The organism is Rhodococcus sp. H29-C3 (assembly GCF_030063405.1).
GTDB lineage: Bacteria > Actinomycetota > Actinomycetes > Mycobacteriales > Mycobacteriaceae > Rhodococcoides.
In genome coordinates, this window is record NZ_JASITC010000004.1 from 424,388 (window position 1) to 437,182 (window position 12,795).

9 protein-coding genes are annotated in these 12,795 nt (G+C 63.5%); all 9 read left to right on the forward strand.

Annotation, left to right across the window (positions count from 1 at the left end; genetic code table 11):
- Positions 1 to 6: 6 nt before the first annotated feature.
- The 9 genes from QMK32_RS12160 to QMK32_RS12200 all read left to right on the forward strand — a co-directional run bounded on the left by QMK32_RS12160 (position 7) and on the right by QMK32_RS12200 (position 12,765).
- On the forward strand, positions 7 to 1,842 hold the full coding sequence (locus QMK32_RS12160; RefSeq protein WP_283475357.1) for a peptidoglycan D,D-transpeptidase FtsI family protein: 1,836 nt from the start codon (positions 7 to 9) through the stop codon (positions 1,840 to 1,842).
- A gap of 189 nt (positions 1,843 to 2,031) precedes the next feature.
- Positions 2,032 to 3,633, forward strand: a complete 1,602-nt coding sequence (locus tag QMK32_RS12165) for a UDP-N-acetylmuramoyl-L-alanyl-D-glutamate--2,6-diaminopimelate ligase (RefSeq protein ID WP_283475196.1) — start codon at positions 2,032 to 2,034, stop codon at positions 3,631 to 3,633.
- A complete protein-coding gene (locus tag QMK32_RS12170; protein ID WP_283475197.1) occupies positions 3,630 to 5,159 on the forward strand; it encodes a UDP-N-acetylmuramoyl-tripeptide--D-alanyl-D-alanine ligase in 1,530 nt (509 codons plus the stop codon). Before QMK32_RS12165 ends, QMK32_RS12170 begins: the two co-directional genes overlap by 4 nt.
- Positions 5,156 to 6,235 carry a phospho-N-acetylmuramoyl-pentapeptide-transferase gene (gene mraY / locus QMK32_RS12175; RefSeq protein ID WP_084346613.1) on the forward strand — a complete coding sequence of 360 codons (1,080 nt, stop codon included), beginning with the start codon at positions 5,156 to 5,158 and terminating at the stop codon, positions 6,233 to 6,235. Before QMK32_RS12170 ends, mraY begins: the two co-directional genes overlap by 4 nt.
- A 6-nt stretch (positions 6,236 to 6,241) precedes the next feature.
- The gene (murD, locus tag QMK32_RS12180) at positions 6,242 to 7,729 is read left to right on the forward strand and encodes a UDP-N-acetylmuramoyl-L-alanine--D-glutamate ligase (RefSeq protein WP_283475198.1); all 1,488 of its coding nucleotides are present in this window, start codon (positions 6,242 to 6,244) and stop codon (positions 7,727 to 7,729) included.
- A gap of 74 nt (positions 7,730 to 7,803) precedes the next feature.
- A complete protein-coding gene (gene ftsW, locus QMK32_RS12185) occupies positions 7,804 to 9,228 on the forward strand; it encodes a putative lipid II flippase FtsW (protein WP_283475199.1) in 1,425 nt (474 codons plus the stop codon).
- Entirely contained in the window at positions 9,216 to 10,394 is a 1,179-nt protein-coding gene (gene murG / locus QMK32_RS12190) for an undecaprenyldiphospho-muramoylpentapeptide beta-N-acetylglucosaminyltransferase (RefSeq protein ID WP_502943587.1), read from the forward strand. The genes ftsW and murG overlap by 13 nt, the downstream gene beginning before the upstream one ends.
- Before the next feature lie 17 nt (positions 10,395 to 10,411).
- Positions 10,412 to 11,896 carry a UDP-N-acetylmuramate--L-alanine ligase gene (gene murC, locus QMK32_RS12195; RefSeq protein WP_283475201.1) on the forward strand — a complete coding sequence of 495 codons (1,485 nt, stop codon included), beginning with the start codon at positions 10,412 to 10,414 and terminating at the stop codon, positions 11,894 to 11,896.
- Positions 11,893 to 12,765 (forward strand): cell division protein FtsQ/DivIB, encoded by an 873-nt coding sequence (locus tag QMK32_RS12200; RefSeq protein ID WP_283475202.1) that lies wholly within the window; start codon positions 11,893 to 11,895, stop codon positions 12,763 to 12,765. The genes murC and QMK32_RS12200 overlap by 4 nt, the downstream gene beginning before the upstream one ends.
- Positions 12,766 to 12,795: the final 30 nt, after the last annotated feature.

A 12,795-nucleotide genomic window follows, 5' to 3' on the forward strand; every position in this document is an offset into this window, starting at 1 on the left:
TCGTCCCTGCCGCCTCGAAACCCTCGCCGAGGGCGGTTCGACGCGTCGTCGTTCGGCTTCCGGAGCGGCTTCGGCAGAGTTCTGATGTTCGGTGTGCTCGCAGTCGTTGCGCTGCAGCTCTTGTGGATCATGGGGATCGATGGGTCTCGGCTGTCGGCAGAGGCGGCGTCGCAACGCACGACCACGCTGGTCGATCCTGCTACCCGAGGCGCTATCACCGATCGCAACGGCAAGCCGATCGCGTTCACGATGGAGGCCAAAGCGCTGACGTTCCAGCCGGTCCGTGTTCGTAAAGAGTTGGACGAGGCGCGAGCCAAGGATCCGACCAAGCCGGGAACCGACGATCGTCTGAAGGCCATTGCTGCCGGACTTCACGATGAACTCGGTGATATCGCGAGCGAAAAGGACATCCTCGCGAAGCTGAAGAGCAACGACGAATTCACCTACCTCGTGCGTGGAGTCGACTCGACGATCGCAACCAAGCTCAGCAAGGAATTCGACGAAGTAGGACTGGAAAGACAGGACATCCGTGAATACCCGGGTGGATCGCTTGCCGCGAACATGGTGGGAGCCACCGGTTGGGACGGGCACGGCCTTCTCGGGCTGGAGGATTCACTCGATTCGACCCTTGCCGGTACCGATGGTTCTCAGACCTACGATCGTGGGTCCGACGGTGCTGTCATTCCGGGTAGCTGGCGTGACAAGCAACCCGCCGTCAACGGCTCGAGTGTCGAGTTGACGATCGATGCCGACCTTCAGTACTACGTGCAGCAGCAGGTGCAGTTGGCGAAGGATCTGTCCGGTGCCAAGGATGCTTCCGCATTCGTGCAGGACGTGCATACCGGTGAGGTTCTTGCCATGTCGAACGACAACACTTTCAATCCAGGTGTCGGAGTCGGCAACAATGACAGGAACAAGGAGATGGGTAATCTCTCTGTCACGACGCCCTTCGAGCCCGGTTCGGTGAACAAGATCATCACTGCGGCAGCTGCGATCGAATACGGTCTTACAACACCGGACGAGGTTCTGCAGGTACCTGGAAACATCTTCATGTCCGGCGTCTCGGTCAAGGACGCATGGGAGCACGGCGTGGCTCCGTACACGACGACGGGAGTGTTCGGGAAGTCCTCCAACGTCGGGACTCTGATGCTCGCCCAGCGTGTGGGCGAGGATCGATACGCCGATATGTTGTCCCGTTTCGGGCTCGGTCAGCGTAGTGACGTCGGTCTACCGGGGGAGAGTGCCGGCAGTGTCCCGAGCCGCGACCAATGGTCGGGCGGCACATTCGCCAACCTTCCTATCGGGCAGGGTTTGTCGATGACACTGCTCCAGATGACGGCCATGTACCAGGCCATCGCCAACGACGGTGTTCGGATTCCACCACGGATCATTCGTTCGACGACGGGTCCGAGCGGAGATACGACCGAGACCGAGCAGCCGGAGGGCGTATACGTCGTCAGCCCGCAGACTGCATCGACCGTCCGCGACATGTTTCGCGCTGTCACTCAGGACGACACCGGCAACCAACGGGGAACCGGGGTGGCGGCCGGTGTTCCCGGCTACCAGATCAGCGGAAAGACCGGTACGGCGCAGCAGGTCGACCCGGAGTGCAAGTGCTACTCGAACTCGAACTACTGGATCACGTTCGCGGGGATCGCGCCCGCCGACGATCCGCGGTACGTGATTGGAATAATGCTCGACGCACCGTCGCGGAGTGCCGACGGATCGGGTGGTCAGTCTGCCGCGCCGCTATTCCACAACATCGCTAGCTGGATGCTTCAGCGCGACAGCGTGCCACTGTCGGCCGATCCCGGACGCAAACTGGTTCTGCAGGCCGACTGACATGATTAGCTTCTGCTCTGTGATCGCGATCGACGAATCGGGCCAGCTCCCGATTCGGGTCCGGGTGCACTCGCCGGTAACCTGACTCGTCGGCCTCTTCCGCACATTCGGGGGTTTTGATATCAGTGTCGACGACCGCGCCCCCGGGCGGACCCGAGACATCCTCGCAGCCGGGCAGAAAGGAGCACAGTGACCGTGCCAGAAGTGCCTCAGCCTGCTCCGACGGCGTTTCGCCCGTCGAAGCCGCCCCACACGTCGGTCGAGGACCTTGCCGACGCGTCGAACGCGGTGGTCGTAGACGGTGAGGTGACGCAGCGAATTCCTGTCACCGGCATCGACCTGCGTGCTCAGGGCATCGAGCGCGGCGACCTTTTCGCGGCGCTTCCTGGATCGTCTGTACATGGTGCGACGTTCGTCGAGGACGCGCTGGACCGGGGTGCCGTCGCGATCCTCACCGATTCCGAGGGCATGGGCATCGTGCGTGGGAAGTATCCGCAGTTGCCGGTGCCGGTCTTGCTTCACGAAAGTCCGAGGATGATCCTCGGCACCGTCTCGGCACTCGTCTACGGCAATCCTTCCGAGAACATGACCGTCATCGGTATTACCGGCACGTCCGGAAAGACGACGACGGCGTATCTTCTCGAGGCCGCTTTGGTCGCTGCAGGCAGGGTGACGGGGTTGATCGGGACCATCGAGACGAAGATGGCCGGCTCCAGGGTCCCGAGTGCCCTCACCACTCCGGAAGCCCCTCAATTGCACGCGTTGTTCGCGGTGATGCTCGAACGCGGCATCGACACGGTGGTCATGGAGGTGTCCAGTCATGCCTTGGCGCTGGGCCGCGTCGACGGCACGGTGTTCTCGGTCGGCGCTTTCACCAACTTGTCACAGGATCATCTGGACTTCCACGGTTCCCTCGAGGACTACTTCCAGGCGAAGAGTCGACTGTTCACCGCTGAGTCGCGTGTCCGAAGCCGCTCGGCCGTCGTGTGTATCGACGACGATTGGGGAAAGCGGATGGCCGAGATAGCTCGTGCGGCCGGCACGAGCGTCGTGACAGCCTCGGTCGCTGCGCACTCCGATTGGACGATCGCAAACTGGTCGAAGGAAGCCAACGGCACGCAGACTTTTTCGATCGTCGAACCGGGCGGCGCGAGCTACCCCGCCGAAATTCGGCTACCCGGCCGATACAACATTGCCAATGCGGTACTTGCCGCTGCAGCATGTTCGGCGGCAGGGGTAGACGTCCGCCGCGCGATCCGCGGTATGTCCGAGGTCGACGTCCCCGGCAGGGTGCAACGCATCGTTCGCGGCCAGGACTTTCTGGCGGTGGTCGACTACGCACACAAGCCTGCCGCAGTCGAAGCCGTCATCGAGACATTGCGAGAACAGACCTCGGGGCGAATTGCGGTGGTCCTCGGTGCGGGCGGTGATCGAGACAAAGCGAAGCGCCCGTTGATGGGCGCCGCCGGAGCGCGCGGGGCGGACCTGCTGGTGATCACCGACGACAATCCACGCTCGGAGGACCCGTCGGCGATCCGAGACGCGATGTTCGACGGGGCGCTGGCGGTCGACCCGCAGGCGCGCGGGGAGGTCCGAAACGTAGCCGGCCGAGAATCCGCCATCACCGAGGCTGTGAAGTGGGCCAGGGCGGGCGACGTCGTTCTGGTCGCGGGAAAGGGCCACGAAACCGGACAGGACATTGCGGGTGTGAAGTATCCATTCGATGATCGGGTGGTTCTTGCTGCCGCCATCGACAGCAGGATCGACGCAGAAGCAGGAGATCCATCGTGAAAGCGTTGACGCTCGAACAGATCGCGACCATCGTCGGCGGAACCCTGCACGAGGTGCCGGACCCGTCGCGGATCGTCGACGGGTCGGTCGAGTTCGATTCCCGCAAGGTAACCCCGGGAGGTCTGTTCTTGGCGTTGCCGGGAGCAAAGGTCGATGGACACGACCACGCAGCCGCAGCGGTGGCCGCGGGTGCCGTAGCCGTCCTAGCCGCCCGTCCTGTCGGGGTGCCCGCAATCGTGGTCGAACCCGTTGCGCACGACGGTCGAGCCATGGCTCTCGAACACGATAGCGATGGATCAGGAGCCGCAGTTCTCGGCGCGTTGGCTGCATTGGCTCGTGCCTCTGTTGTCGACCTGGCGAATACGACGTCTCTGACGGTCGTCGGCGTGACCGGATCCTCGGGAAAGACATCGACGAAGGATCTACTCGCCTCGGTACTGGCACCACTGGGTTCCGTTGTTGCGCCGCCTGGGTCGTTCAACAACGAACTGGGCCATCCCTGGACGGCCCTTCGGGCCGACGAATCCACGAAGTTCTTGGTTCTCGAGTTGTCGGCGCGAGGTGTGGGGCACGTGGCCGCTTTGGCCTCAATCGCGCCTCCGCGAATCGGCGTCGTCCTGAACGTGGGAACGGCCCATCTCGGCGAGTTCGGATCGAGAGAGAAGATCGCGCTTGCCAAGGGCGAATTGATCGAAGCGCTTCCGGATGCCGCGAACGGCGGAGTGGCAATTCTCAACGCGGACGATCCGCTGGTGTTGTCGATGAGGTCACGGACGTCGGCTCGAGTGGTTACTGTCGGGCATTCGGTAGAAGCCGATGTTCGAGCAACGGACGTCGAGCTCGACGCCGACGCCCGTGCGAGCTTCACTCTCGTTACCTCCACCGGGAGCATCGGCATCGCTCTCGCCGTCCACGGTGAACATCAGGTAGGCAACGCGCTGGCCGCGGCCGCCGTGGCCCTCGAATGCGGCGCGAGCCTGGAGACGATCGCAACCGCGCTTGCGGGTTCCAATGCCACCTCGGTTCGCCGAATGGATGTTCGTACCCGTCCCGACGGGGTGACCGTCGTCAACGATTCGTACAACGCCAATCCCGACTCGATGCGGGCGGCGCTCAAAGCATTGGTTTCGATGTCGCGCTCGGGCAGCGGGCCGCGTCGACGGACGTGGGCCGTATTGGGTGAAATGGGTGAACTGGGTCCAGAATCTGTCATCGAGCACGACGCGATCGGCAGGCTTGCCGTGCGACTCGATGTGAGTCGTCTGGTGATCGTCGACTCCGGTCGTCCGACACGAGCGCTCCACCAGGGCGCGGTGATGGAAGGGTCGTGGGGTGAGGAGTCGATGCTCGTGTCCAGCGATGCGGAGGCAATCGCGGTTTTGCGACGAGAGGTGTTGCCCGGTGACATCGTGCTGGTGAAGGCTTCGCAGTCGGTCGCGTTGTGGTCGGTGGCCGATGCGTTGCTGGAAGCGCCGAACGAGGCAGATGGAGAGAACGAGACGATGACACCGGAGGAATCGCAGTGAGACAGATCCTCTTCGCCGGAGGCATTGCACTCGCTGTGGCGATCCTGCTCACGCCTGTGCTGATCAAGGCGTTTTCGAAGCAAGGATTCGGGCAGGAGATTCGGGTCGAGGGGCCCGCAAGTCACCAGTCCAAGCGCGGGACTCCCACGATGGGCGGTGTTGCGATCCTCGCCGGGCTGTGGGCCGGGTACTGGGGTTCGCATCTCATCGGTATCGGTTACGAAGCGGACGGGCCGTCGGCTTCGGCCCTTCTGGTTCTGGGTTTGACCACGGTGCTGGGCCTGGTGGGTTTCCTCGACGACTTCATCAAGATTCGTAAGCAGCGAAATCTCGGCCTGAACAAGACTGCCAAGCTGGTGGGTCAACTTTTTGCCGCAGTAATTTTCGGCGTCCTTGCCCTGCAGTTCCGAGGGCCGAACGGGCTCACCCCCGGAAGTACCCAACTGTCCTACGTGCGTGACATCGCCACCGTCAGCATGGGTTCGATCGTCTTCATCGTGTGGTGCTACTTCCTGGTGACGGCCTGGTCCAATGCGGTCAATCTGACCGACGGACTCGACGGTCTGGCGGCGGGTTCGATGACGTTGGTTCTCGGTGCGTACACGGTCATCACGTTCTGGCAGTACCGCCAGGCATGTTCCACGAACCCCGGGCCCGGTTGCTACGACGTTCGCGATCCGCTCGACCTTGCACTGATCTGCGCGGCGGCGGCGGGTGCGTGTATCGGATTCCTGTGGTGGAATGCCGCGCCCGCAAAGATATTCATGGGTGACACCGGGTCCTTGGCGTTGGGCGGTCTGCTTGCCGGATTGTCCATCGTGACGAGGACCGAGCTGATCATGGTGGTCATCGCTGCACTGTTCGTTGCCGAGGCAGCGTCGGTCGTGATCCAGGTTGCGGTCTTCCGCTCCAGTCGACGACGAGTGTTCCGAATGGCCCCGTTCCATCATCACTTCGAGCTCGCCGGGTGGGCGGAAACCACGGTAATCATCAGATTCTGGCTTCTGGCCGCCATCGCGTCGGCCGTCGGGTTGGCGCTGTTCTACAGCGAATATCTCGCTGCAATCGGAGGGTAGATACACGTGTCCGAGACTGCCGACGCGACCGGATACGACGAAGATCTTTCGTGGCTACGGGGACGGACCGTCCTTGTCGCCGGCTCTCGCGTGTCCGGCTTGGCGACGGTGCCGCCGCTTCTCGAGTTGGGAGCGGAGGTTCTGGTCACCGACTCGGATCCGGCTGCGCTGGACAACGCTCGCGCACTCGGAGCGAGCGTCGTGTTGCAGGACGAGCTACTCGCTGACACCGATCGAATCGGTGCCGTCGCACTGGTGGTGACGAGCCCTGGATTACGAGCTGATTCGCCGGTGTTGGCGGCGGCGGCGAGCCACGGTGTTCCCATCTGGGGCGACGTGGAGTTGTCGTGGCGGATCGATCGCGCCGGAATCTACGGCCCGCCGACGCGGTGGCTGGTCGTCACCGGTACCAACGGCAAAACTACGACAACGTCGATGCTGGCGTCGATCTTGAAGTCCGCAGGGATCGACAGCGTCGCGTGCGGGAACATCGGTCTGCCGATACTCGGTGCCCTTCGGCTCTCGCCGCATCCGCAGGTGTTGGCCGTCGAACTGTCGTCTTTCCAGTTGTTCTGGGCGCCATCGGTGCGTCCCGCCGCGGGGACAGTGCTCAATATCGCGGAAGACCATCTCGATTGGCACGGTGGCATGGATGGTTACGTCGAGTCCAAGGCCCGGGCGCTGAACGGTGATATCGCTGTGGTCGGTCTCGACGACGCCCGCGCCGCCGCGCTCTCGGCGACATCGACGGCGGACCGTGTGATCGGATTCCGACTGTCCGAGCCTGCGGCCGGCGAGTTCGGCATCATCGGTGATCACTTGGTGGACAACGCGTTCGCCGATCGTGAGCAGATCGTGCCGGTGACGGCAGTGCTGCCCGCAGGTCCCGCCGGGTGGATGAACGCGCTCGCAGCCTCTGCTCTGGCCCGTGCGATCGGCGTCGGTGCGGAGCATGTGGCCGACGGTATTCGTACTTACGAGGTCGGGCCCCATCGCGGCGCCGTGGTTCGCACGACGAACGAAGTGACGTTCGTGGACGATTCGAAGGCCACGAACCCGCATGCTGCGCGGTCTTCGCTCCTCGCGTATCCCCGCGTCGTGTGGATCGCAGGGGGGCTGCTGAAGGGCGCTGCCATCGACGAACTCGTCGTCGAGATTGCTCCGCGTCTCGTCGCCGCACTTGTCATCGGCCGCGATGGGACGCAGATCGCAGAGGCGGTGGCGCGACACGCGCCGGATGTTCCAGTTGTGCGGTATCCGGCGGGAGACGATGCTGATGTGACTCATGTTGCTGAAGATGCTGACGTAGTGATGCGGGCGGTCGTCCAGGAGGCAGCACGTCGAGCGCGGCCGGGCGACGCCGTGTTGCTGGCCCCGGCAGCGGCGTCTCTCGACATGTTCGTCGACTACGGGCATCGCGGTCGCAGCTTCGCCGAGGCCGTAGTCGATCTCGACTCCGCGGATATCGGTCGCGGCGTCGGGCCGGTAACGTGAGTACCGCTACCGGTCGATCTCGACCCGGCTCCGGCCCGTCCAACGCCGGACCACGGACCAGAATCGGCTTGTGGATGCGCCGACCGCTTGCGTCGTTCCATCTGATTGTCACCATTGCGGCCCTGCTCACCATCCTCGGGCTGGTCATGGTGCTGTCCTCTTCCGCTGCCGAGGCCTATGCGACGGACGGCTCCGCCTATTCACTCTTCACACAGCAGCTGATCGGCGTCGCACTCGGTGTCGTTGCGTTCTACATTGCGCTGCGTATGTCGGTTCGGATGCTTCGAAAGCTGTCGTTCCCGCTGTTCTGCATTTCGGTGGTCATGCTGATGCTCGTCTTGATTCCGGGTGTGGGATCCGAAGGCGCGGACGGTGCGCGTCGATGGTTCAACATCGCTGGAGTCTCGTTCCAGCCCTCCGAACTAGCCAAAGTCACGCTCGTCTTGTGGGGTGCACATCTGCTGGCCTCGCGGCGCAGCGAGCATGCCAGCTTGAAGTCGCTACTCATCCCATTGGTACCTGCATCGTTGTTGATGTGCGCGCTGGTTGTGCTGCAGCCGAACTTGAGTACGGCCATTGCCATCGGCATCATCCTCGTCTCGCTCTTGTGGTTCGCCGGGCTCAATGCTCGTTTGTTCGGAATCCTGGTGGTCGGCGGAATCGGCGCCGCGACAGTGCTGGCATTCACTGCGGGCTATCGCTCGGACCGGATCAAGGGATGGCTCAACCCGGGGGACGATCCGCAGGGTCTGGGATATCAGTCCAAGCAAGCGCGGTATTCCCTGGCCGACGGTGGACCCTTCGGTGTCGGCCTCGGTCAGAGCCGCGCCAAGTGGAGCTATCTTCCCAACGCGCACAACGACTTCATCTTCGCGATCATCGGCGAGGAGCTCGGCTTCATCGGGTGCCTGGCAGTATTGGGTCTTTTCGCCCTGTTCGTATACACCGGCCTCCGCATTGCCATGCGATCCGTCGATCCGTTCCTTCGTCTTCTGGCGGCCGGTTCGACGACCTGGATCTTCGCTCAGGCGATGATCAATATCTGCTATGTCGTCGGGCTTCTTCCGGTGACGGGTCTGCAGCTGCCGCTGGTGTCCTACGGTGGATCTTCTGCCGCGATCACGCTGCTCATGTTCGGTATCATCGCCAACGCTGCGAGACACGAACCCGAAGCGATCGCGGCGTTGCACGCAGGCAGGGACAGCCGGCTCGATCGAGTGCTCCGGCTTCCGATGCCCGCGTCGTTCTCGCCTCTGCGCGCAGCCGCCGCTCGATCCAAATCGACCAGGCCTGCCCTCGACCAGGAGGACCGCCGTCGGCTTGCGGCACGTGCAGAGAGCGGTCGTTCGGCCGCGCGTGAACACGCGCAGGTAGGCGGGGCACCGAATCGAGCACGTCGTGGGGCCCCAGGTGAACAACGGTCCGATCCTCGCCGTCGGGTCCCGAGGCAACCCGGCGCGCGGCGCAACCACCCCGATGGGCAAGGATATCGACGGTGAATGCACGAACTCGACCGCCGGTCACCAGAGCACTGTCCGTAGTCGTAGCGGGCGGAGGGACTGCAGGACACATCGAGCCTGCCCTTGCCGTCGCCGACGCACTACGCGCCCTCGATCCCGAGATGCGCATCACCGCGCTCGGAACCGAGCGTGGACTCGAGACCACCCTCGTGCCGGCGCGTGGATATCCGCTTGCACTGATTCCTCCTGTTCCGCTTCCGCGCAAACCGACACTCGATTTGCTGCGATTGCCGGGACAACTCGTTCGATCGGTGCGTAGGACCAAGAAAGTGTTCTCCGAGACCGAAGCGGATGTGCTCGTGGGATTCGGCGGATACGTCGCTCTCCCCGCCTACATCGCGGCGCGGTGCGCTCGTGACAGTCGACGCATACCGATCGTTCTGCACGAGGCCAACGCCAGTGCAGGGATTGCTAACAAGGTCGGTGCCCGTCTGGCTACTCGGGTGCTGGCGGCAGTGCCGGGATCGGGCGTATCCGCTCGCGGCGCGCAGGATGCAGAGATAGTCGGAATACCTGTCCGACCCACGATCACCGGGCTGGACAGAGCGTCTCGCCGTGGAGAAGCGCGAGCCCACTTCGGGTTGCCTGCGGACGGCCCCGTGCTACTGGTGTTCGGCGGATCGCAAGGTGCACGCTCGCTGAACGACGCAGTGTCCGGCGCCGCAGCCGAACTCGCCGCCGCGGGGGTCTCGGTCCTGCATGCACACGGCCCGAAGAACACCGTCGACGTCGAGTCGATCGAAGGAGCAACGACTGCGTACATTGCTGTTCCGTACCTCACCCGCATGGAGCTGGCTTACGCGGCCGCGGATCTGGCGATGTGCCGCTCCGGTGCCATGACCGTGGCCGAGGTGTCGGCGACGGGGCTGCCCGCTGTGTATGTACCGTTGCCGCACGGCAACGGCGAGCAAGAACTGAACGCTCGGCCTGTCGTCGATGTGGGGGGCGGGATACTGGTGCAGGACGCGCAGATCGACGCCTCCTACGTCGGTAGCGTGATCGTGGACTTGATCACCGACACCGGGCGGATCGCTGCTATGTCCATCGCAGCGGGGAGTGCGGGTCATCGCGACGCTGCAGCTACGGTTGCCGAGATCGTGGTCGACGTCGCCTCGGCTCGACCAAACGAATCGTCACTGTCGTGACGGGTGAAAGGACGGACATGTCCGAGCTTCCAGCCGAGCTCGCGAGGGTGCACATGGTCGGTATCGGCGGTGCCGGTATGTCGGGCATCGCACGGATTCTGCTGGCTCGTGGCGGCCAGGTCTCTGGATCCGATGCCAAGGAGAGCCGCGGTGTTCTAGCGCTTCGTGCACGTGGTGCCCAAGTCCGAGTCGGGCACGACAGTTCAGCGTTGGACATGCTGCCGGGTGGACCCACAGTCGTAGTCACGACGCTCGCTGCGATTCCGAAAGACAACCCCGAACTCGTCGCAGCCGAGGAGCGGGGTATTCCGATCGTGCTGCGGCCTGCGGTGTTGTCCTCGTTGATGGACGGGTATCGGGCCCTGCTGGTGTCCGGGACCCATGGAAAGACCTCTACGACGTCGATGCTCGTGGTTGCGTTGCAACATTGCGGATTCGACCCCTCTTTCGCCGTCGGCGGTGAGCTCAACGAGGCCGGTACCAATGCGCACCATGGCAGCGGCGACGTGTTCGTAGCCGAAGCGGACGAGAGCGACGGATCCCTGCTGCAGTACAGCCCGAACGTCGTGATCGTCACCAATATCGAGGCCGATCATCTCGACTACTTCGGCACGACCGAGGCCTACGTACAGGTATTCGACGATTTCGCGGCTTTGCTCGAACCCGGAGGGGTGTTGATCGCCTGCATGGACGACCCGGGGTCCGCCGCCCTCGCTCAGCGTATTCACGCACGCCGCCTGTCAGGGGTTCGGGTGCTCGGCTACGGATCGGCGAACGTCGATGCGGGCGAGGTCGAGATGGCGGTCCGTCTTCTGAATTGGGAACCCGAGGATGTCGGGGGTGTGGCCCAGTTGTTGGTCGAGGGTGAGGAGAAACCTCGGACGTTGCGTCTGGGGGTTCCCGGACGTCATACAGCGCTCAATGCTCTCGCCGCGTTCAGCGCAGGATGTCAGGTAGGGGCCGGGGTCGATGAACTACTGTCCGGTCTCGCCGGATTCGGTGGCGTTCATCGCCGCTTCCAGCTCCGTGGTCGCGAACACGGCGTTCGTGTCTTCGACGACTATGCGCACCACCCGACGGAGGTCCGTGCAGTTCTGACTGCGGCACAGCAACTCGTCGCTGGAGTCGCGGGCCCAGACGAGCGTGGACGGGTGATCGTGGTCTTCCAACCTCACCTGTATTCGCGGACCGAAACTTTCGCTTCCGAGTTCGGTACGACGCTGAGCCTTGCCGACGAGGTGGTCGTACTCGATGTATACGGCGCGCGCGAAGAACCGCTCCCCGGGGTGACCGGTGCTCTGGTGGCAGCGGCGGTGACCGTTCCGGTGAACTATCAGCCGGATCTGTCTTTGGTGGCCAAGCAGGTTGCCGCGCTGGCCGGCCCCGGAGATGTGGTCATCACCATGGGAGCAGGCGACGTCACGATGTTGGCCGGACCGATTCTCGATGCGTTGCGGTCGAAGACCGACTTCAGGATCGGGCAAGGTCGGGCATCGGAGTGACCGGTCGGCCCGAGCGGGGGAGTAGACGCCGGGCCGCCAAGCCCGACCGCACGTCCAAGACAAGACCGAAATCTGTGGTCACACCGAAGAACGCCGAATTCGATGGTAGGTCGAATACCGGTGTGAATTCGGCGGCCGCATCGCACGAGGCGAAGGACCGTGAGCGCAGGCGCGAGGCTCGAGAAGCGGAACGTCTGCGTGTCTCACGGTCGCGTCGCAAACTGGGACTGATCGCGGCGGCGGTGGTGGCCGTGATCGTGGCGGGATTTGCACTGGTGTACCTCACTCCAGTGTTGTCGGTCCGCAAGATCGAGGTCACCGGAAACGTGACGGTGTCCGAGGAAGAAATTGTCACGGACCTCGGCATTCTGCTGGGGGAGAAGCTCGTTCGGGTCGATGTCGGATCAGCTGCACAGCGTGTGGCGGTTATCCCGGCAGTGGCGTCGGTTCGCGTTCAACGGATGTATCCGTCGACCGTGCGAGTGACGGTGACGGAACGAGTGCCTGTGGCGTTCGTGGACGAGCCGGACGGAACTCACCTGCTCGATAAGGACGGCGTCGACTTTGCGGTCGGTACGCCCCCGCCGGGAGTCGTGCGCTTGGTGACCGATACACCCGGTCCAGGGGATGCAGCTACGACAAGCGGACTCGCCGTTCTGGATTCGATGCCTGACGCTCTGCGTGGTCAAGTCGGCGAGGTTCGCGCGAGCTCGATATCGGAGGTCTCCCTTTCGTTGCTCGACGGAAGGACCCTCGTGTGGGGGAGTAGCGACAATTCGGAGCGCAAATCCGCTGTGGCGCTTACATTGTTGTCTCAGCCTGGACAGGTTCTGGATGTATCGAGCCCAGATCTACCGACCATCAAGTAGCTGTCCGAGTGACCGGCAGGTACGGTCTGA

Excerpts from the sequence above, each read along its gene's own strand:
- ftsW (WP_283475199.1), top strand. The coding sequence starts at position 7,804 with ATGCGCCGACCGCTTGCGTCGTTCCATCTGATTGTCACCATTGCGGCC.
- murC (WP_283475201.1), top strand. The coding sequence starts at position 10,412 with ATGTCCGAGCTTCCAGCCGAGCTCGCGAGGGTGCACATGGTCGGTATC.